The 21,226-nt window shown below is 63.2% G+C and carries 18 protein-coding genes and 1 riboswitch; of the genes, 4 read left to right on the top strand and 14 right to left on the bottom strand.

Translation table 11 applies throughout. The features are described from left to right. Position 1: 1 nt before the first annotated feature. Positions 2 to 1,648 carry a cellulose biosynthesis protein BcsG gene (gene bcsG, locus ACVDHI_RS19390; protein ID WP_447212420.1) on the bottom strand — a complete coding sequence of 549 codons (1,647 nt, stop codon included), beginning with the start codon at positions 1,646 to 1,648 and terminating at the stop codon, positions 2 to 4. Positions 1,649 to 2,041: 393 nt separating this feature from the next. On the opposite strand from bcsG, the gene ACVDHI_RS19385 reads away from it, so the two are divergent. After that, entirely contained in the window at positions 2,042 to 3,238 is a 1,197-nt protein-coding gene (locus tag ACVDHI_RS19385; protein WP_113069628.1) for an amino acid aminotransferase, read from the top strand. Between the two features lie 58 nt (positions 3,239 to 3,296). Beyond that, positions 3,297 to 4,229 (top strand): LysR family transcriptional regulator, encoded by a 933-nt coding sequence (locus ACVDHI_RS19380; protein ID WP_447212419.1) that lies wholly within the window; start codon positions 3,297 to 3,299, stop codon positions 4,227 to 4,229. A gap of 16 nt (positions 4,230 to 4,245) precedes the next feature. On the opposite strand, the gene ACVDHI_RS19375 is transcribed toward ACVDHI_RS19380, so the two are convergent. From ACVDHI_RS19375 to ACVDHI_RS19345, 7 genes are all read right to left on the bottom strand, one after another. After that, complete coding sequence (locus ACVDHI_RS19375) at positions 4,246 to 4,569, bottom strand: DUF1820 family protein (protein ID WP_010672837.1); 324 nt, start codon at positions 4,567 to 4,569, stop codon at positions 4,246 to 4,248. A gap of 117 nt (positions 4,570 to 4,686) precedes the next feature. After that, entirely contained in the window at positions 4,687 to 5,568 is an 882-nt protein-coding gene (locus ACVDHI_RS19370; RefSeq protein WP_447212418.1) for a YjjW family glycine radical enzyme activase, read from the bottom strand. 10 nt (positions 5,569 to 5,578) lie between these two features. Continuing rightward, positions 5,579 to 7,105 carry a YjjI family glycine radical enzyme gene (locus ACVDHI_RS19365; RefSeq protein ID WP_447212417.1) on the bottom strand — a complete coding sequence of 509 codons (1,527 nt, stop codon included), beginning with the start codon at positions 7,103 to 7,105 and terminating at the stop codon, positions 5,579 to 5,581. Positions 7,106 to 7,227: 122 nt separating this feature from the next. Next, on the bottom strand, positions 7,228 to 7,563 hold the full coding sequence (locus ACVDHI_RS19360) for an AzlD domain-containing protein (protein WP_010672834.1): 336 nt from the start codon (positions 7,561 to 7,563) through the stop codon (positions 7,228 to 7,230). A 2-nt stretch (positions 7,564 to 7,565) separates the two neighbouring features. After that, positions 7,566 to 8,279 carry an AzlC family ABC transporter permease gene (locus ACVDHI_RS19355; RefSeq protein WP_048206875.1) on the bottom strand — a complete coding sequence of 238 codons (714 nt, stop codon included), beginning with the start codon at positions 8,277 to 8,279 and terminating at the stop codon, positions 7,566 to 7,568. Between the two features lie 121 nt (positions 8,280 to 8,400). Next, positions 8,401 to 8,877, bottom strand: coding sequence for a L,D-transpeptidase family protein (locus tag ACVDHI_RS19350; RefSeq protein WP_029313677.1), 477 nt, complete (start codon positions 8,875 to 8,877; stop codon positions 8,401 to 8,403). A gap of 401 nt (positions 8,878 to 9,278) precedes the next feature. Further along, entirely contained in the window at positions 9,279 to 11,129 is a 1,851-nt protein-coding gene (locus ACVDHI_RS19345) for a M3 family metallopeptidase (RefSeq protein ID WP_324063382.1), read from the bottom strand. A 294-nt stretch (positions 11,130 to 11,423) separates the two neighbouring features. On the opposite strand from ACVDHI_RS19345, the gene ACVDHI_RS19340 reads away from it, so the two are divergent. Next, the gene (locus ACVDHI_RS19340) at positions 11,424 to 13,103 is read left to right on the top strand and encodes a methyl-accepting chemotaxis protein (protein ID WP_103260826.1); all 1,680 of its coding nucleotides are present in this window, start codon (positions 11,424 to 11,426) and stop codon (positions 13,101 to 13,103) included. A 229-nt stretch (positions 13,104 to 13,332) separates the two neighbouring features. Beyond that, positions 13,333 to 13,418: riboswitch (cyclic di-GMP riboswitch) on the top strand. A 60-nt stretch (positions 13,419 to 13,478) separates the two neighbouring features. Then, positions 13,479 to 14,900: an N-acetylglucosamine-binding protein GbpA gene (gene gbpA / locus ACVDHI_RS19335; RefSeq protein WP_324063380.1), complete on the top strand. Its 1,422-nt coding sequence runs from the start codon at positions 13,479 to 13,481 to the stop codon at positions 14,898 to 14,900. Between the two features lie 111 nt (positions 14,901 to 15,011). Here the strand turns inward: gbpA and cbl are convergent, their stop codons facing one another. The 6 genes from cbl to ACVDHI_RS19305 form a co-directional block, all read right to left on the bottom strand. After that, positions 15,012 to 15,959, bottom strand: coding sequence for an HTH-type transcriptional regulator Cbl (gene cbl / locus ACVDHI_RS19330; RefSeq protein ID WP_010672828.1), 948 nt, complete (start codon positions 15,957 to 15,959; stop codon positions 15,012 to 15,014). A gap of 116 nt (positions 15,960 to 16,075) precedes the next feature. Continuing rightward, entirely contained in the window at positions 16,076 to 17,143 is a 1,068-nt protein-coding gene (locus ACVDHI_RS19325) for a sulfate/molybdate ABC transporter ATP-binding protein (protein ID WP_042879549.1), read from the bottom strand. 31 nt (positions 17,144 to 17,174) lie between these two features. Beyond that, positions 17,175 to 18,068, bottom strand: coding sequence for a sulfate ABC transporter permease subunit CysW (cysW, locus tag ACVDHI_RS19320; protein ID WP_010672826.1), 894 nt, complete (start codon positions 18,066 to 18,068; stop codon positions 17,175 to 17,177). Further along, a complete protein-coding gene (gene cysT, locus ACVDHI_RS19315) occupies positions 18,065 to 18,904 on the bottom strand; it encodes a sulfate ABC transporter permease subunit CysT (RefSeq protein ID WP_039039454.1) in 840 nt (279 codons plus the stop codon). The genes cysW and cysT overlap by 4 nt, the downstream gene beginning before the upstream one ends. 269 nt (positions 18,905 to 19,173) lie before the next feature. After that, complete coding sequence (locus ACVDHI_RS19310) at positions 19,174 to 19,749, bottom strand: RBBP9/YdeN family alpha/beta hydrolase (protein WP_039039453.1); 576 nt, start codon at positions 19,747 to 19,749, stop codon at positions 19,174 to 19,176. Between the two features lie 39 nt (positions 19,750 to 19,788). Beyond that, a complete protein-coding gene (locus ACVDHI_RS19305) occupies positions 19,789 to 20,790 on the bottom strand; it encodes a sulfate ABC transporter substrate-binding protein (RefSeq protein ID WP_042864432.1) in 1,002 nt (333 codons plus the stop codon). Between the last annotated feature and the right edge of the window lie 436 nt (positions 20,791 to 21,226).

Genomic DNA, 21,226 nt, shown 5'->3' with positions numbered 1-21,226 from the left:
CTCATTGGGGATAGGGGACCCAGTCCCCCTGCCCCAGCTTGATGTGGTACTTGCCCTGATATTCGATCACCACCGAGCCCTGGTTCTCGGACACCGGCGGGGTCTGCGGCAGATCGCCCAGCAGGGCATCCCAATCAATGGTCTCGCTCCCGAACACATCCTTCCCCACCAGCCTGGAGACCAGTTCTGATACCGCCAGGAAGCTGCTGGGGGTGTCCACGTTGCGGGTCGCCTCGTGGGGCGCCTTGGTACCGAGCAGGGCAACCCCCACCGGCACCTGGGTGATGCTCGGGCTGGGAATGTCCCGCAGCCCGGCCATCTGCATCTTGTCGCCGGTGAGAGCGGCGCCGTGCTCAGGCACCATCACCACGGCCACCTTGCGGCCGGATTGCTCCAGCGTCGTCATGAAGTCGTCCAGCTGATCCAGCAGGGTCTTGAGCCTCGCCTTGTAGGGCGCTATCTGGCGGCTCGCCACATAGCGGTTGCCATCGTGCAGGGCGATGAGATTGAAGAAGGTGACGTTGCGTGCCGCCTGACTCTGTGTCCGCTCGTTCAGCCAGCGGCCGAACAGGGCATCCCCGCGATAGATGGGTTCGCCATCGAAAGAGGCGAGGTCATGGGCCAACCCCTTCTTGTCCATGGGGGTCACATCCAGCCCGGCATACTGCTGCAGGCCGGTCAGGTAGTTGCCAAAATCCCCCGAGTGATCCATGACCACCTGTTTGGCAAAGCCGAGCTGGGCCAGGTTCTCGAACAGCAGGCATTGCTTCGGCGCCGTCACATAGAGCCCCTGGTGGCTGGTCTGCCCGCAACTGGCCCGCAGCAGGCGAATGGAGCTCGGGCCGCTGTAGGAGGTGGCGGAGTTGAAGCGGTTGAAGCGAATGTCGAAGTGGGACCAGACCGGGTGCCCTGTCAGGCCGCTCGCCTCCACGTCACGCCAGGCCAGGGAGCAGACATTGATGATGAGCACATCGAAGGGGGTCGCCTGGGCTGGCAGGCTCTCCGGGAAGTGCACCAGCCTCTCCTGCTCCTCCCGATAGAAGTCATCGAGATAGGCGTTGAGGTTCTCGTTGGTCGGCGGGGCACTCTGGTCAAGCTGCTCCTCCATGGGCAGCACTGAGGGGCGGGTCTCCTCCCGGGACGTGTTCACGACGTGCTCGCTCGCCCCCTTGCTGCTCGCGAAGGGATTGCTCACCTGGGGCGAGACCCAGAGCCAGAGCAGCGCCAGCAGGATCCAGGGGGTGAAGCGCAACCACTGGGCGATGAACAGATAGAGCGTCAGCAGCACGAACCCCGCGCCGACCATCTCCCAATTGATGAAACGCCCGAGTAGCTCAGCCCAGTAATCCAGGGTGAAGGAGAAGACCTGGCTGCCCTGGGCACGAATGCTCTCTATCCCCGGCAACCAGGTATCGTGATAGAAGATCCCCGCCCCCACCGGCAACGCCAGCCAGTGCCGCGCACGGCGCCACCCGGCCCTTGGCAGAGGAAAGATCAGGAAGGCGGCAAACACCAGGTTGATCAGGGGGTGGAAGTTGAGATATCCCCCCCAGAGCAGGGCGAACTTGGCAAGAAAATAGACATTCCAGCCACCCAGGCCGTGCCAGTCCAGCCAGGGGGAATCGGCATCAGAAACATGTCGGGTCATCGGCGATGAGTCACCTGTTATCGTGGGCCCCCCGAAGGGGCCGGGCACACTGCAATGGTTGTCAAAAGAATAGCCTGACTATTATGCAACTATTTCTTTTGTCTCAGGCGGCGCCGAACCTGGCTCCCCCGGATGGGTGGGAGGGGAATGAGAGGGGCCGTATGCATCCATATATTATCCAAACGATGCCGATAAGGCAGCCTTCTCTGACAAAATGGGGGGAACGTGCAGACGGGATGCAGGATCCTGGCAAGGGCCCCGCATTCACCACTGCGACAGACTTTGTCAGCCCTGTCGCCATCTCGAACAACTTGAGGCCACCTCTGGATTGCGCCATCATATCGACCCGGCTGATGGCCGGCCGAATTGGACAGTCAACTTCAAGGACCCCCCATGTTTGAACACGTCGATGCCTATGCTGGCGACCCCATACTGACGCTAGTCGAGACCTTCCACAAAGATACCCGCGAGCAGAAGGTGAACCTGGGGATTGGCCTCTATTACGACGAGCAGGGCCGCATTCCGCTGCTGCCGTCGGTGCAGCAGGCCGAAGCGCAGCGCGCCGCCGCCCCGGCCCCACGCCCTTACCAGCCGATGGAAGGCGCCGCCAACTACCGTACCGCGGTGCAGCACCTGCTGTTCGGTGCCGACCACGAAGCGGTCAAGGCGGGTCGCATCGCCACCATCCAGACCATCGGCGGCTCCGGCGCGCTGAAGATCGGCGCCGATCTGCTCAAGCGCTACTTCCCGACCTCCGAGGTGTGGGTCAGCAATCCCACCTGGGACAACCACAAGGCGATGTTCGAGGGGGCCGGCATCAAGGTGCACGACTACCCCTATTACGATGCGGCCACCGGCGGCGTGCAGTTCGACGCCATGATCGACTGCCTGAGCAGCCTGCCTGCGAAAAGCATCGTGCTGCTGCACCCCTGCTGCCACAACCCGACCGGGGTGGATCTCTCCCGTGCCCAGTGGGACCAGGTGATCGCCCTGGTGGTCGAGAAGAACCTGATCCCCTTCATGGACATCGCCTATCAGGGCTTCGGTGACGGGCTGGAAGAGGATGCCTATGCCATCCGCGCCATGGTGGCCGCCGGCGTCAGCTTCTTCGTCAGCAACTCTTTCTCCAAGAACCTCTCCTTCTACGGCGAGCGCTGCGGCGGCCTGTCGGTCATCTGCCAGGATGCCGAAGAGGCGGGCCGGGTGCTGGGCCAGATGAAGGCCACCGTGCGCCGCAACTACTCAAGCCCCCCCACCCACGGCGGTCAGATCACTGCGGCGGTGATGAGCCAGCCCGAACTGCACGCCATGTGGGTCGGTGAGGTGACCGAGATGCGCACCCGCATCAAGGCCATGCGCCAGAAGCTGTTCGAGGTGCTGAGTGCCAAAGTGCCGGGCCGCGATTTTGGCTACTTCATCAACCAGCGCGGCATGTTCAGCTACACCGGCTTCACGCCGGAGCAGGTGGACAGACTGCGCGAAGAGTTCGCCGTCTATCTGGTGCGCTCCGGCCGCATGTGCGTGGCGGGCCTCAACAGCCGCAACGTCGACTACGTGGCCGACGCCATGGCCGCTGTGCTCAAGGGCTAAGCCCGCAAGCCCCGCTCAGGCGGGGCTTTTCGTTTGTCCCCTTGCCCGTGGAACCGTGATGGATCTCATTGCCCTCTCCCGCCTCGGCGGTCGCCACCTGGTGACCCTGCATCTGCTGCTCGACACCCGCAGTGTCACCCGCAGCGCCGAGCGCCTCTGCACCACCCCCTCCACCGTCAGCAAGACCCTCAACCAGTTGCGCGAACTGCTGGGGGATCAACTGCTCTACCGCCAGGGCAATCAGTTGCTGCTGACCCCGTTTGCCGAACGCCTCGGCCCGACGCTGCGCCGCCTGCTGGGGGAGCTCAACGGCCTCACCAGCCAGGAAGGATTTGCCCCTGCCAACTGGCAGGGGGAGCTGAACCTGGCGATGCGGGAGAGCAGCATGATCTGGCCCATGGGAGCCGTACTGGGTCAGTTGATGCAGGAGGTGCCGGGGCTGATGCCCGTCGTGCGTAACAAGGACGAGCAGGGACTGGCTGCTCTGGCGGCGGGCAAACTCGACTTCGTGATCCTGCCCCACGATCAGAGCCAGCCCGGGGTCAATCAGCCCGGCCTCGTCTGGGAAAACATGCGGGAGGATGAGCTGGTCTGCCTGATGCGCGCGGATCATCCGGCGTTGACGCGCCCCTGGGATCTCGATGCCTACCTGAGCTGGCGCCACATCGCCATTCGCGATCAGGAGCTGGCCGATCCCTTCTTCGAGCAGAGTCTGGCCCAGCGCCAGGTACGGCGCAGACTGGGGGCCACCCTGCCGGATTTTGGCAGCGCCGCCGCCCTGCTGCGCCAGAGCGATCTCATTCTCACAGCCGTGAAGGGCTGGGCTACCCGGGCTTGTACCCAGGGGCTGGGGAGCCGCCCTGTCCCCTTCGATTACGGCGCCGTGACCCACAGCCTGGTGTGGTATGGCCCCCTGGGGGAAGATCCCGCCCTGCGCTGGTTCCGTCAGCGCATCCTGCAACTGGCCCGGGAGCTGGACGCCCCAAAATGATGCCTGGCCGCAGGAATCAGGGCTTCTTGGTATAGATGGGGCCTGGGAAAGAGGTGACGTTGTTGCCCAGCTCGGTGATGCGGGCGGCCCCCTGCTTGCGCACCTGATCGACCCGCAGCACGTGGTGCATGGGAATAAGGGTGCGGGTGACGTCGGCAAATTCGCTCTTCAGCTTCTCGTGGCTGGGGTCGACGATGAGCGCCGTGTGGTTGTCCCACACGAAGTGGGCGATCTCGATGAAGCCGAACAGCTGGCCCTGATTCACCTCTCTTACATAGACTTCGTAACGCTCGCTGTGACAAATGAACTGCACTCGATAAAGGGCGTTGGATTCACTCATGGGTATCTGTTGGTGATGGACGGTTTGCCCATTCTAGCCGTCCCCTCGGACAGCCCCTATAGACAGAGTTCACAGTTGCGTCATATCGGGTCACAGCATCCCTACGTGCCGCAGAGCTCAGATCGCAGGCAGCATCACCGACCCAAACCCCTTGGCCTTCAATGCGTTGGCAAGCACTGTCAGATCAGCCGACCCGGCTTCTGGCCATGACAGCGCCTCCCCTCGCACCCCGTGGTGGCGAAAGCCGTTGAGGCGGATGGGCACGGGCCCCAGCGACAGCAAAAAGGTCGTCAACGCCTCCTCCAGCGCGCCAGTGGCATCGAGAAAATCGCTCCGCCCCGGCACCATCAGCAGCCGCACCTCCGCCAGCTTGCCCGCCTGCGCCAGCAGTTGCAGCGATACCAGCACCCGCTCGCGGCCCCGCCCGGTCAGGGCCAGATGCACGGGCTCGTGCCACCCCTTGAGGTCTATCATGGCGCCGTCCAGCACCGGCAACAGCCGCTGCCAACCCGTTTCACCCAGGGATCCGTTGCTGTCGAGCAGGCAGGTGAGACGGGCCAGATCCGGCGCAGCCTTGATGGCCGTGAACAGGGCGATCACGAAGGGCAACTGGGTGGTCGCCTCCCCGCCGGAGACGGTGATGCCGGTGAGCAGCGGGCCATAACGGCGCAGCAGGGCCAGCACCTCGGCCACCGACATCTGGCGCGTCTTGGGGCTGGCGTGGCGAGGGCAGGCCTCCAGACAGGCGTCACAATCGGTGCAGAGCGCCTCCTGCCAATGAACCTTGCCCTCGCTCATGGCGAGGGCGCCACTCGGGCAGACCGCAAGGCAGTCGCCGCAATCGTCGCACAGCCCGATAGTGTGGGGATTGTGACAACCGAGGCAGCGGAAGTTGCACCCTTGCAGAAACAAGACCAGCCGGTTGCCCGGCCCGTCTACGCAGGAAAAAGGCAGCACCCTGCTCACCAGGGCGCTGCGCGTCAGCAGAGCTTCATCCATCGGACTTGGCTCAGTACTGACTGATTGTCGACTCATTGGCGACCACTCGCGGCGTCCGCTGGCGAATGGCGGTCACTTCACTCGCCTCGGCACCAAGACAGGTGGTCTGCAGCCGCGACCCCTCCTCTGCGAAGCGTGCCACGTCGCTCTTGCGGATCATATAGCCGGTCACCCGCACCAGATCGCTGTCGGCCACGTTGGCGGTGAACTCGCGCATGCCGATGGCGAGCGCCCCCTTGCAGAGCTGCAGCAGTGCCTGCGGATTCTGGCGGATGGTGAGCTCCAGGGTCAGGATCTCGCTGATCCCCGAGTGGTAGTAGCCGTGGTGCGGCGCCAGCGCCAGCACATGGCTGGCCGGATCCGGCTCCTGCCCGTAGGGAATCCGCACCCCCGGGGTCACCGCCACATCGATGCTGAGGCCGCCCTGTGAGTGCTGCAGAGCGTGCCCACCCCAGGCATGGGCCTGCGGCGTCGTAGTGACATATTCCGAAAGCTGGGCCGAGATGCGATAGCCAAGCTGATTTGCCTCTTCGTCGTGACCATAGCGGCCCGGCAGATTCTCTTTATCCATCAAGATGTTGACCGCTTCCGCCATGCCGTAGATGCCGAACATGGGGACGAAGCGATCCTCATCCAGCAGCCCCTCCTTGACCAGGAAGCTGTCGAAGAAACCGGACTCCTCGTGCAGGAAGGCGGCGCGCACCGCGATCAGCTGGGACGTGAGGCGGCAGTAGTGGGGCAGCAGACAACCGAGGAAGTCATCGATCCCCTGTGCCTGCTCGGCGACCCGCTTGAGGGAGATGCGCACCAGGGTGTTGGCACCACCGGCCTGCGGCAGGGCGTTGTAGCAGCTGACGATGCCAAAACCACGCTGGTCGAAGGTATCGCGATGGATCGGGTAGTTGGCGATGTGCGGCTTGCTGCACTCGGCGATATTCTTCACCGCCAGCAGCAGCAGATCGTCGGGAGTCTGCTCTGGATCGTGGAAGAAGGTGAGGTTGGGGGCCACCTGCTTGAGCTCGTTGTCGATGCGCAGGATCAGGCGGCAGATCCGGTTGTCGTTGGGACCAATGTTGACGTGCATAAAGGCGTCCGGCAGCACCCGGTCCAGATAGATCCAGAACCCTTTCAGCTTGCGGTAGAGAGTCTCGTCATCCAGCTCGCCGACAAAGGGGAGCAGCAGCTGATCGAGCCGTCCCAACCAGACCGGCATGCCGGTGACGGAAGGAACGTGGTGATAGAGGATGCGCAAGGCATCGAGCGCTTCATCGAAATCCCGCGGCGCTGCCAGCTCCAGCCAGGCTGAGCCCTGGGTCAGGAACTTCTCGTAGTCCGGCAGCACATAGCGCGGCTTGTAGGGGGCGTGTCCCTCGAACATGTCGCACAGCACCCCTTGCGTCATCGCCTCGGCGACGTCTGCAGGCAACTCGGGGTAAGGCAACGCGTTTTCGGCGGCGAGCGCCAGGGCCCGACTCTTCTGGGCCGGTGAGAACAGAGGGTCGCGCACGATGCGCTGGCAGGTTTCGGTGAAGGACATGGCTCGCTCCTCGGCGGGTGGAACCAAAATCCTCACACTTGGGAGGCCTTTTTTGAAGTGACATTCCCAACAGGGCGGATATCCCATCAAGACATCCGCTATGCCGGATCACGACACATCCTTCACCAGGGCCAGAACAGGGCCACGCCCCCCAGCCAGCGCAGCAGGAAGAAGCCCCCCATGCCGACGACCACCACCACCAGGGTAGGCAGGCGCAGCAGGGTCAGCACCGTCACCAGCAGGGTGGCGGCCAGGTAGTCCGGATCCCAGTCCAGCCCGTGGCCGGGCTCATAGCTGAAGACGATGGGCAGCCAGATGGCGGTCAGCACCGACTGGGCCGAGAAGCTGAGGAAAGCCCCCATCTCGGCCCCCGGTTGATAGCGGGTCAACCGCGAGAAGAAGGCAAAACGGTTGAAGAAAGTGATCAGGGCCAGCAGCCCTATCATCAGCCAGCCCATGATCACCTCCTCATCCGGTGCAGCACATAGCCCACCACCATGCCGGCCAGGGCCGAGACGATGATGTGGATCTCCGCCAGCAGCGGCTTGGTGACGAGCGCCGTCCCGCCGCTCACCAGGGTGGCCGCCACCATGGGCAGGTTCTTCATGGCGGGGAGCGTCATGGCGATAAAGGTGGCGGCGATGGCAAAATCCAGCCCCATCTTGTCCAGCCCGTCAATGTACTGGCCGGCGGCGATGCCGAGCAGGGTCGCCAGGTTCCAGAACAGATAGAAGACAAAGCCCGCGATGAGCGCATAGGCGGGATTGAAGGCGCCGCTGCGCTCCCTGTCTTTCAGCGCCACCGCAAACATCTCGTCGGTCAGGAAGAAGGCGAGACTGGCCCGCCAGCGCAGGGAGAGCGGCAGCACGTCGCGCCGGAAGGTGAAGCCATAGAGCAGATGCTGGGAGGTGATCACCATGGTGGAGCCCATGATGGGCAGCAGCGGCGTCCCCGCCCCGAACAGGGTGGTGGCCGAGAGCTGGGCCGCCCCCGCATAGACCAGCAGCGACATCAGCTGGGCCTGGAGCGGGCTCATACCCGCCTGAAGCGCCAGGGCGCCACACAGTATTCCCCAAGGGATGACGGAAATGGAGAGCGGGAGCATATCCAGGGTGGCACGCCACCAGAGCGCCCCCGTGCGCTCGGGCGCAGGGAGGCGGGTTTCCAACATCATGGGATCATCCTTGTCACAGCCAATGCGAACCGGAAAAACTAGCACGGCGCAGGAGGCTGTGTCACGTCATGGTCTGCGACAAATGCAACGCCCGCATGAGAGCGGGCGTTGGCAGGCGGGATCAGGGCTCGATGATGATGGGGGTGCCTGGCTCGATGGCGTTCCAGATCTCGTCCATCTCGTGGTTCAGCACCGCAATGCAGCCATTGGTCCAGTTGGACGGCTGCACCCTGCGATCCCCCAGGCTGTTGCGCTGGCCGTGGATCATGATCATGCCGCCCGGGTTCACACCCAGCTCGTTGGCGCGCTTGATGTCGTCCAGATTCGGGTAGTTGATGTGAATAGCCTTGTAGAAACCGGAGTTGCTCTTCTTGTAGTCCAGGGTATAGCGACCTTCCGGGGTACGCTGATCCCCCTCACGCTGCTTGTGTCCTTTGGGAGCCGGGCCCAGGGCAATCCAGTAGCGCTTCACTTCCTTGCCATCCTTCATCAGGGTCAGGCTGTAACTCGACTTCTTCACCACCACCATATCGGCGGACAGAGTGGCAAAACTCAACGCGGGCCACAGCCCCAGCAAACACAGCAATACGGCTCTCACTATCCATCCCTCTGCGAGCCTTCTGGGCTCTCTTGTTAGCAAATCATCTGAATGTCGCCACTCTCTGGTGGCGAGCGAGCGCCATGATATGGGATCGCCGTGAATACTCAATATATCGGGAGAAACATATCTGTGGCCAGCAGGGGGAAATGGCCGTCAACCCGCCATGCAGAGGCCCTGCCAAGGGCTGGGCGTCGTCTCTTGCCTGCAACCGGGCACCTCAGCGCAGGTCGTCAAGGCCAGGAAGATGGCGCAGGGAGAAAAACCAGCGGGCAGCGCCGCCGCCAGTGACACTTGAGCCTGTCCACCCGCCAATCCCCGGCTGGCACCATGGGGTCAGGCCATCTCAACGCACAAGAAAAGAGCCCCTGATGGGGCCCTTTGACGGTGCAACACCGGGCTCAGGCCTGGGTCACTGGTTCGGCGGTCTCAAGGCGCCGGATCCAGGCCTCGAAGTCTGCCAGCATGCGCGCCTCGGACTCGCTGTTGTCGGCGATAAGCTCGGCCCCGTGCACCACCCGGATATGGGCGTCGAGGGGCGTCCCCTCCCCTGCCGGTGGGCGCTGCCGCGCCGCCGCCATGCACGTCTGTGCCTGTTGCCACGCCTCGGCGGCACTCCGGTTGCACGCCTCTGCCAGCGGCACCGCACTGAAACCCTCGCCGGTGAGGCTCTGCAGCGTCTCGTCATGGGTCATGCCGTTGCCCGGTCCCCAGTAGTGGGCGGCCAGATCCGGTCCGATGCGCGGGTTGTCGGTGAGGTAGCCGTCGCGTTTCAAGAAGTAGGCGCGGGTCTGCTCCACCGCCATCAGTGCCAGCAGATAGCCGTGATAGGCGCAGGCCGACTCCTGGTTCAGAAGGTGCGGGATGGCCAGCAGCGGGCGCGGGCTCTCCACCCCCAGGATCTTGCGCTCCCACTTGCGGGCCAGGGCCAGCACGGCGGCCGGGGTGCGCTCGCTCTCTGCCATGGCGTAGAGATCCCGCTCGAAGTAGGCCACCAGCGCAATCTGGCGCTCGTTGAAGGCACGAAATGGCTGGCGCGCTTCAATCATGGCCTGGATAAGCGCATCGGGGATGGGTTCTCCCGCCGCGTTTCTGGCATAGCGCTTGAGCCAGTCCGCGTCGTCCAGCAGGCTGTCGCAGAACATGGACTGGGTCTCGGCATAGGCCATGGAGGTGGGCGGAAACTCCTGGGAGAAGCAGGGGGCGTTGCCGGTGACGTTGGCAAAGTGCGCCGCGTGGCCGCCCTCATGGAACAAGGTGTTGAGCCCGCTCCAGCCGCTGCCCACCTGGGCCGGATTGGCCAGACTGGTGAAGTTGACCACCGCAGGCACCCACTCCCCTTCCTGCCAGAAGCTCGGCACCGGGCCGTGACAGAAGCCGTTCTCGTATTTTCCCTCCCGGGTCAGCAGATCCAGGGTGAGGGTGGCACCGCGATACTGGATGCCGAGCCGGCGGAAGCTCTCGACCCAATCCTTCAGCGCCCGGGAGAAGGGCACGTAAGGGTCGAGCTGGCGGGTCACGTCGCCACTCACGCTGTAGCGCAGGTTGTGGGGCAGCAGGGCTGCGTCCCCCTTGGCCGCTTTCAGCTCCGCCAGACTCTGGTGCAAGCGGGCATCGGTACGGGCGATGAAGTCGTCGAGAATGGCAAACAGCTGCTCCGGGCTCATCTGCTCGTTCTTGTGCACCTTGTAATCGAAGTAGTCGCGATAGCCCATGGCACGGGCGAAGCGGTTGCGCAGCGCGACGATGGCCAGATAGCCGTTGTCGACCACCCACTGCTCCAGGGTGTGGAACATGGCGAGCGCGCTCTGGCGCACCGGCTCGTCGCGACTTGCGGCCAGCGCTGTGCTGGCGGCGGGCAGACTGCCGGGCACCTGGCGGCCCTGCTCGTCCAGCAAGGTAAGCTTCAACCCCTTGCGACGGGCGAAGAGATCCGCCTCGGCGGCCACCAGCTCGTCCATCAGGGCGGAGGCAGCGGGATCTTCGATGACGTTGCACTCGAAGAAGGCGATCCAGCCCCCCAGGCCGCGCCTGAGATCCGCCTCTTCGGCCTGGGCATGCATCTCCCGCAGCACCGGCAGGCGGGCAGGATCGGCACAGAACGCCTTGTAGGCCTGTTCGGCCGCGGTGAAGCCTGTCTGATCGTCACTGGTGCCCATGTAGGTGGACCAGAACAGGTCCTCCTTGCGTCTGTGCACCTGCAGGTAATCGGCATTGAGCTGGTTGAGATAATTCCTGGCAATGGAACTCATAACTTCCCTCTTGTTATGGGGCGACCACGGGGCGCCCACTCCTTTTTGGTGAAATGCCAACCCATTCACACTTCTTGCGAATGGAGCAGACAAATTGTGCGCCGGGATGCGCGCCATCACGCTATCAAAAGCGAGGGTTTCTGTCTGCTGGCTATACTGGTTGTCAAACTGCTCAATTGGCTGTTTTCCATCGCAACCCATTGAAAGTTAATGATATGTTAAAAACAACAACAGTCAGGTCCGGTCGGTAGTTCGGCCACAATCAGACCCGCATGGGAAAGTAAGGATAAGACTATGTTCAAGCTCGGTGATATTGCCGTGAGTCGCAAGCTGATGCTGCTGCTCTCACTGGCCCTGGTCGGCTTCATCGCACTGCTGCTCATCTCGGCCAGTGCCCTGCACCGCAATCTGATGAGTGAACGGGAAGCCAGGCTGCAGGCGGTGCTGGATCTGGCCATGAGCCGGATCCAGGCCCTGGCCGCCACCCTCCCCCCGGAGCAGGCCAAGGCACAGGCCAAGGCCATGCTCGACAGCATGCGCTTTGACGGGGACAACTACCTGTTCGTACTGGATGAAGACCGTCGGGTGGTGGTGCATCCCGCCAAACCCGAGCTGGTCGGCCAGCAGATGGGCAACAACCCTGCCGAGTCCCACTGGCAGCACATGGTGGATCTCGGCAAGGGCGGCCACCAGGGCAGGCTGGAGTATCAGTGGGTCTCCCCGTCCGGCGAGGCGGCCCAGAAGATGTCGCTGGTGACGGGCTACCAGCCCTGGGGCTGGATCCTGGGCTCCGGTGTGTTGTTGCAGGACATTGAGGCCACTATGTGGTCGCAATATGAGTGGATGGGTGGCGCCACCTTGCTGGTGATCCTGTTGATGGGGCTGCTGGGACTCGCCATCAGCCGCTCCATCGTCAATCCCCTGGCCGAGATCAACAAGGCCATGGCCCGGGTCGCAGCTGGCGATCTGGTGGTCAGCATCCCGGTGCTGGGCAGGGATGAGCTCGGCGCCGTCGCCAGCTCCACCAACCAGGGGCTGGATGCCATCCGCCGCGCCCTGCTGGAAGCGAGCCTGGGGGCCCGCAACGTGGCGGATGCCGCCCTGCGCATCGCCGCCTCCGCCGAACAGACCAACCAGGCGGTCAACAGTCAGCGGGATCAGCTCGCCCAGCTCGCCACCGCCATGAACGAGATGAGCGCCACCATCGCCGACGTGGCGGGTCACGCCGAGAATACGGCCCGCGACACCCAGGATGCCACCAGCGAGGCCGGGCTCGGCAACCAGGATGTCCATGCCAGCGTGCACGGCATCCAGGCGCTGGCCACCGAGGTGGATCAGGCCACCTCGCAGGTCAACCAGCTCAAGGAGGGGGTGATGCAGATAAGCGAGGTGACGGCGGTCATCAGCGCCATCTCGGAGCAGACCAACCTGCTGGCCCTCAACGCCGCCATCGAGGCGGCCCGGGCCGGCGAGCAGGGCCGTGGCTTCGCCGTGGTGGCCGACGAGGTGCGCCAGCTGGCCAGTCGCACCCGCCACTCCACCGAGGAGATCCAGAGTACCATCACCCAGTTGCAGCAACGGGCTGTCACCGCCGCCAACGCCATGGACGCCAGCCGCAAGCTGGCGGAGAGCAGCGTCAACCAGTCCGAGAAGGCGGGGCAGGATCTCTCCCTCATCGTCAATCATATCCAGCACGTGAGCGACATGGCGACCCAGATCGCCACGGCGGCGGAGCAGCAGAGCATGGTGGCGGAAGACATGAACCGCAACGTCAGCGGCATCAACGACTCGGCACTCGAGATGTCCCAGGCGGCCTCCCAGTTGGCCCAGGAGAGCGAACTGCTGGCCGGTCTCTCCCGAAGCCTCGACGAGCGACTGGCGGTGTTCAAGCTGGACAACGCCCAAGCCCAGGACAGGATGATGCGACCGACCCAGGCGTCCTCTTCCCGAGCAGGCATGCAACCCCGCCACTGAGTGGCCCCGTGAACCCCTGCCAGTCTGGCAGGGGCTCCTTTCCTGTCATGGCCACGGGAGCCTCTCCCGGGCCACCCTCTCGCACTGAACCAGCGCGCAGATCCAGATGGAGCCATCTGCTGCTGATGCGTTGCTCCGATGAGATGGCACTGTCAATTTTTACACTTATTTTTTTAACAAAATATAGTCATGATGAGTGGTCGCCACAGGCGGCACCATGATCCTTTCTGTAGTCATTTGGCAAACTGGTTGAAAGGCCAGGACGCAAAGCCTCCGGTCTAAAGACAAGCTGTCCAGGATAGCGGGGTTGCAGCACCGTGTTTCGGGGAACTCCCCTGCCAACGTGACAGCCCACATCACCGAACAGAGGAATGTATGGCAGCAAATATCCGACTCACCCATCTCGCGGCGGCACTGGCGCTGCTGGCCAGTGGCGGCGTGCTCGCTCACGGCTACATCAGCCAGCCCGAAGGGCGCAACTACCTGTGCAAGACAGGGGGCAACAGCCAGTGTGGCGCCATCCAGTGGGAACCCCAGAGCCTGGAAGCCCCCTCCGGCTTCCCCGATGGCGGCCCCGCCGACGGCCAGATAGCCTCGGCCGGTCACCCCCAATTCGGCGAGCTCAACACCCAGACTCTCGATCGCTGGACCAAGCGTGAAGTGCAGGCCGGCCCCTTCGCCATCAGCTGGACCTTTACTGCCAACCACGTGACCCGCAACTGGCGCTACTACCTCACCAAGCAGGACTGGAACCCGAACCGGCCCCTCACCCGGGATGCGTTCGATCTCAATCCCTTCTGCGTCATCGAGGGCAACATGGTGCAGCCCCCCAAACAGGTGACCCATCAGTGCACCCTGCCCCCGCGTACCGGTTATCAGGTCATTCTCGGGGTATGGGAGGTAGGAGATACCGCCAACAGCTTCTACAACCTGATCGACGCCCGGTTCAAGGATGGCACCCAGCCACCGCTGACCTGGAGCCAGGGAGGGACCATCTATCCCTCCATCGACCTGGTGGAGGGTGACAAAGCCAGAACCCGGGTGTTCGATGCCAATGGCGAGCGCACCGATCTCCAGACCGAGCTGACCATCGCCAGCGCCGGGCAGGGCCAGAAGAACAACTGGGCCCACGCCCTGGCGAGCAAGATCAACGCCGAGCAGAGCCAGATCCGTGCAGGCCAGCAAGGCACGGACGGCCAGTTCAACCCCGTCTACGGCCAGAACCCGGTCTACCTCAAGGCTGGCAGCAACCTGCAACGGGTCGAGATCCAGCTTGAGCAACAGCAGCCCCCGGTGGAGAACGGGATCAGCGTGAGCGGTCTGGCGAGCGACTACACGCTCGACAACGGCAAGCTCACCCTGACTTTCACCGTCACGGCCCAGGGGGATCTCGCCATCACCAACACCCTCTATGACCACGGCGGTGTCGCCAGGGGACAGAGCAGTGCCGACATCAAGGACGGCAGCCAGAGTTTCTCCATGGCGCTGACCGGCTTGAGTGCAGGCCACCATCAGCTGGTGATCGAGGGCAAGCCCAAGGCCGGTGGTGACGCGGTGCAGCAGACCCTGGACCTCATGTTCAAGGATCCGGCAAGCGGGGGCGATTACCAGTTCACCTTCCCGGACGGCCTCAAGTCCTACACCGCCGGAACCCGGGTGCTGCAGCCGAAGAACGGCAAGGTCTATCAGTGCAAACCCTTCCCCTACAGCGGCTGGTGCAGCCAGTGGGCGAGCACGGCCACCCAGTATGAACCGGGCGTAGGCTCCCACTGGCAGGAGGCCTGGACAGCGCAGTGATGGGACGTATCCGACCTGGCGGGAACCCGCTCGGCGCTTCCGGTGCCAGATCAGGTCAACATCAAACAAACAGGGAGCCCATGGCTCCCCGTTTTTCACCCATCCCTCGGTTCAGATCTGATAGTCGAGCAGGGGCTCGTTGCTCATGGCGCGGGCCTGGATCTCCGCCAGCGCCAGCTCGGGGTTGCAGAGCTGGATGAACTGCCAGGCAAAGTTGTGCTGGAACTGCCCCTGCTTGAGGCCGATCCAGGCGGTGTGCGGCGCAAACAACCGGCTGCCGTCCAGTTGCACCAGCCCCTTGTCCCGCTGGGAATCGAACGCCATGTCCGCCAGTATGCCCACCCCCATCTCCAGCTCGACATAGGTCTTGATGACGTCTGAGTCCTGGGCGGTCAGCAGGATCTGCGGCACTATGCCCGCCTCGGCAAAGGCATCATCCACCCGTGCCCGACCGGTGAGGCCGGCCTGATAGGTGACGATGGGCCAGTGGGCCAGAGCGGCCAGGGTCAGCTCCCGCTCGGCGGTGAGGGGGTGTTGCTCCGGTACGACGATATTGTGGTGCCAGCGGTAATAGGGAAAGGCCACCACCCCTTCGCTCTTGTCGAGCTGCTCGCTGCTGATGCCGATGTCCACCTCGCCGGTCTGCACCAGCCGCACTATCTCCTCCGGGCTCCCCTGACGCAGCTCCAGCTGTACCAGGGGAAATTGCTCCCGAAACGCCTTCACTACCCTCGGCAGGGCATAACGGGCCTGGGTATGAGTGGTCGCGATGAGCAGCCGGCCCGAGTCGCGATTGGCAAAGGTGCTCGCCAGTTTGCGGATGTTGTCGGCATCCCCCAGGATACGCTCGGCGATCACCAGCAACTCCTTGCCCGGCTCGGTCATGCCGAGCAGACGCTTGCCATAGCGAATGAAGAGGGCGAGCCCCAGCTCCTCCTCCAACTCGCGAATGTGGCGGCTGACCCCGGACTGGGAAGTAAAGAGGGCATTGGCCACGTCGGTCAGGTTGTAATCCCGCCGCGCCGCCTCCCGAATGATTCGCAATTGCTGAAAGTTCACCTCATCGCCTCCTGCGCTGAGTGGCGGTGGCTCATGCCACCGTCCTCTTGTTATGGATTGCCGGGATCATAGCCCGGCAGCAAGCCTGACAGAGGGCCGCACCTCGCGGCTTGCCCTCAGATCTGGTAGTCGGGATAGAGCTGTGCCTGCCTGGCCACCAGACGCACCCCCTGGCCGGGGGCAAAGGCCCGGGCGGCCTCCTTGCTCAGTTCGGCCTCGTAGTGGGCGCCTCCCGTCTCCCCATCGCCACGCAGTTCCACCCGGATGCGCGGCCCCATGGGCAGCAGGCGGGTAATGGTGGCGCGAATGCCACCGGGGGCATCCGAGGGCAGGATCTCCAGCTCGTGGGGGCGCACATAAGCAATGGCCGCACTCCCTTCTGCCAGATGGGAGGGGATGGGGCCACCCAGTTGCTGTTCACCGATGCCGAACCCCTGCCCGGCCACCCTGCCACGAAACAGGTTCACGCTGCCAAGGAAGCTGTGCACGAAGGCACTGGCGGGCTGATCATACACTTCGGCAGGGGTGCCAATCTGCTCTACCTTGCCGGCGTTCATCAGCACCACCCGATCCGCCACCTCCAGGGCCTCTTCCTGATCGTGGGTCACGAACAGACTGGTGACATGCAGCTCGTCGTGAAGCTCACGCAGCCAACGGCGCAGCTCCTTGCGCACCTGGGCATCGAGGGCGCCGAAAGGCTCGTCCAGCAGCAGCACCTTGGGCTGCACCGCCAGGGCCCGGGCCAGGGCGACCCGCTGGCGCTGACCACCGGAGAGCTGGGTCGGGTAGCGTGCCGCGACATGGCTGAGCTGCACCAGATCCAGCAGCTCCTTGACCCGGGTGCGGATGGCCGCCTCGTCCGGGCGTTCGCTCCGCGGCTTGACCCTCAGGCCAAAGGCCACGTTCTCGAACACCGTCATGTGGCGAAACAGGGCGTAGTGCTGGAACACGAAGCCAACGTTGCGCTCGCGCACATGGAGATCCGAGGCATCCTCGCCGCGGATGATGACGCTGCCACTGTCCGCCTGCTCCAGCCCGGCGATAATCCGCAGCAAGGTGGTCTTGCCGCAGCCGGAGGGGCCGAGCAGGGCGACCAGCTCACCATCGTGAAAATCGAGGTTGATGTCGGCCAGCGCCGCGTACTGATTGAAATGCTTGTTGAGCCCTTGAACCTGAATGCTCATGAATGCCTCTCCTATAACCGTTAATTCGGGATCAATGGGACTGAGTCGGTTGGCCGCGCAACCTGGCCAGCAGGGTCTCACCCAGCAGGGTGAAGATCCCGAACAGCGCCAGCAGGCTGGCCACCGCAAAGGCGGCACCGGTCTGGTACTCGTTGTAAAGGATCTCGATGTGCAGCGGCAGCGTGTTGGTCTGGCCGCGAATGTGGCCGGAGACCACGGAGACGGCGCCAAACTCCCCCACCGCCCGGGCGGTACAGAGCAGCAGGCCATACATCAGGCTCCAGCGAATGCCGGGCAGGGTCACCCGCCAGAACATCTGCAACCCGCTCGCCCCCAGCATGATGGCGGCCTCCTCTTCCTCCGGGCCCCGCGCCTCCATCTGGGGCAGCAGCTCGCGTACCACGAAGGGCACTGTGATGAAGGTGGTCGCCAGGATGATCCCCGGGGTAGCGAAAATGATCTTGATGTCGTGCTCGCTGAGCCACTCGCCGAACCAGCCGCGACTGCCGAACAGCAGCACGAACATCAAGCCCGCGATGACCGGCGAGACCGAGAACGGCAGATCGATGAGGGTGATAAGCAGTTGCCGGCCAGGGAAGCGGAACCGGGCGATGGCCCAGGCGGCGGCCAGCCCGAACAGCAGGTTCAGGGGCACCGAGCAGAGCGTCACCAGGGCGGTCAGCCCCAGGGCGCTCAGGGCATCCGGCTCGCTGATGGCGTGCCAGAAGAAGGCCAGACCCGGGCTCAGCGCCTGGATGAAGACGGTGGCCAGCGGCAACAGCAGCAAGGCGGCAAACCAGCCCAGACCGACGGTGACCAGCAGCCATTTGACCCAGACCGGTTCATGGGTCACCGGGGGATGACGCGCCGGGGTGGCCGGAGCGGACTCCTGGGCCTGATCGAGATGTGCAGTAGAGGCGTTCATATACGGCTTCCTCCGATGCGAGCCCAGCTCCAGGCTTGCAACTTGTTGATGAGCAACAGCAGCACAAAGGAAATGAGCAGCATGACGGACGCAATGGCCGATGCACCGGCGTAGTCATACTCCTCCAGGTGACTCATGATCATCAGGGGGGCAATCTCGGACACCATGGGGAGGTTGCCGGCAATGAAGATGACAGAGCCGTACTCCCCCACGCCGCGAGCAAACGCCAGGGCAAAACCGGTGAGCAGCGCAGGTACCAGGGTCGGCCACAGTACCCGGATGAAGGTCTGCCAGCGGTTGGCACCCAGGCTCGCGGCCGCCTCCTCTTGCTCGCTCTCCGCTTCCCGCAGCACCGGCTGCAGGGTCCGCACCACAAAGGGCAGCCCGATAAAGGTCAGGGCAATGACTACCCCTATGGGGTTGTAGGCAAGCTCGATGCCCAGCGGAGCGACCCATTGGCCAATCCAGCCGTTGGGGGCAAAGATGGCGCACAGGGCGATGCCGGAGACGGCAGTCGGCATGGCAAAGGGCAGGTCGATCAGCGCATCCACCAGTCTGCGGCCGGGGAAGGTATAGCGCACCAGTACCCAGGCCAGTATCAGACCGAACAGACTGTTGAGCAGGGCGGCAATGAAGGCGGCGCCAAAGCTCAGGCGAAAGGAGGCGAGCACCCGGGGGGAGCCGATCACCTGCCAGAACTCGGCGGCGCTCAGGTTGTTCACCGCAAACAGCACCAGTGCCGAGAGCGGCAGCAGCACCAGTATGCCCAGATAGAGCAGACTGAAGCCCAGCGTTGGCCCCAGGCCTGGCAGGACGGAATAAGAACTTAATCGCATAACACATCCGTTTGTTATAAATACTTTGGATGTGACGATTTTGCTCACGGCGGCCAGGGACAACAAACACCAATAATGCCTTTGCTAAGCACTTTTTTATCTAACAATGGTGGAACAAGGCTTTTAGAGCGATAAGCATAAAAAAAGGTCTTTTATATAAATAAAAGACCTAAAAGACGGAGCGGTAAAACCGGGAACATGCAAAGTCAGTCACGCTGGCCAAGTTGCCAGCCTGTCTGGAAATCGTGCCGAGACAATCCGATGGTCCCTCATCGAAAACTGAGTGCGGCCTGCTTGCCCCACTCGGCAGGAGCAGGCTCCACCACCATTTCGGCACGGCGGTATAGGGTGCCGAGCAAAGCGAGCCCCTGGTGCCACTCCCCATGGCCGGACTGGGCATTGATATGGCCCACCTCCCCCGCATCGAACAAGGGCACCTGCCACTGCCGGCTCCAGAACTCTGCCCGCTCGAAACTCATCCAGGGGTCATTGCGGCTGGCGATCAACTGGGCAGAGACCTTGATGGACCCCGCCAACACCTCATCCGGGATACCGAAACGGGCAGGATCGGCAGGGGCAACGATGAAGATGGAAGAGACCTTGTCCGGCTGCAGCCGGGCGGCAGCGATGGCCGTCAGAGCGCCGAAGGAGTGGGCGACCAGGTGGACCCGGCTGCGCCGGCTCCTGAGCTTGCTCGCCAGCTTGGCGCTCCAGACCGTGAGATCCGGCTTGTCCCAGGGCAGACCCATCATTCTCTGCCACTGGGGAAATTGCTGGTGCCAGCGGCTCTGCCAGTGATCCGGCCCACTGTTGTGCAGACCGGGAACCAGAAGGATCTTGTTCATCGTGGTACTCCTATCTGTTGTCACAGGGGCCTGTGTCTCTTAGCGGCCCGGTTGGTAAATCTGGTCAAACGATCCGCCCTGGGCAAAGTGCTTCTTCTGTGCCTTGTCCCAATCTCCTTCCAGATCCTTGACAGTAAAGAGCGTCAGGTTGGGGAACTGGGCCGCTGTCTCCTTCAGGATCGCCGGATTGCTCGGACGATAGTGGTATTTGGCGATGATGCGCTGCCCTTCGTCAGAGTAGAGATACTCGAGGTAAGCCTTGGAGACAGCCTCGGTACCATGCTTCTTGGCTACCTTGTCCACCACGGCTACCGGCGGCTCGGCCAGGATGGAGACCGAGGGCACCACCAGTTCGAACTTGTCGCTGGTGCCCGGCTGATTGAGCACCAGCAACGCTTCATTTTCCCAGGCCAGCAACACATCCCCGAGCCCGCGTTCGATGAAGCTGGTGGTGGCGCCACGTGCCCCGGAGTCCAGCACCTTCACATTCTTGAACAGATCGCTGACAAACTGTTTGGCGCCCTCTTCAGTGCCGCTTTTCTTCAGGGCATAGCCCCAGGCAGCCAGATAATTCCAGCGCGCACCGCCGGAGGTCTTGGGGTTGGGGGTGATGATGGCGACATCCTTGCGCACCAGGTCGCCCCAATCCTTGATCTGCTTGGGATTCCCCTTGCGCACCAGGAAGACGATGGTGGAGGTATAGGGAGAGGCATTGTTGGCCAAACGCCCTTCCCAGTCGCTGGCGGTGAGACCTGCCTTGGCCACCGCATCGACGTCATAGGCCAGCGCCAGGGAGACCACATCAGCCTCCAGTCCGTCCACCACGGCACGAGCCTGTTTGCCTGAGCCACCGTGTGACTGGCTCACCACCACATCGTCGCCGGTTTTGGCCTTCCACTCCTTGGCAAAGGCACTGTTGTACTCCTGGAACAGCTCCCGCGTCGGGTCATAGGAGACATTCAGCAGGCGCACCTCGGCGGCCTGGACCTGACCGAGAGCCAGCAGGGAGAGAACGGTGAGAGCGGTCATTCGCAGTTTCATGGTGATACTCCATATCGTTGGGTTGAGTACAGCATGCCCGCTTATGCATATTCCATGAAGAAAGAAAAAGCGCTTTGCTTATCTCTTATCCGCATATGAGCTCCCGATGGTCCTCTGGCACTCTCGGCCAGAGCGTATTCGCGTGCTTGCGATGCTCATCTCCAGACACGACAAAGCCCGGTCGATTGGCCGGGTTGGGAAAAGATGGAGGAACAAAGGCAAACCAGAGCGAAGGGTAAGCCCTGGGTAAAGGGACAATGCCAGACACGCAATCACCACAGGGGGGAAGAGGCGGGTTGTCCGTGACAAGTGGCAGACCCGTCGGTTGCCTCTTGTTCCCTAATCTCTTATCCAGACGCCAGAAAGCAAAAAGGCCTTCCCGTCAGGGAAGGCCTTTCAATTTAGTGGCGGAGCGGACGGGACTCGAACCCGCGAC

It is taken from the genome of Aeromonas sp. 25-248, assembly GCF_053005425.1.
Note: the sequence above shows the minus strand (reverse complement) of the source record. Positions and strands in the feature narration are given on the sequence as shown.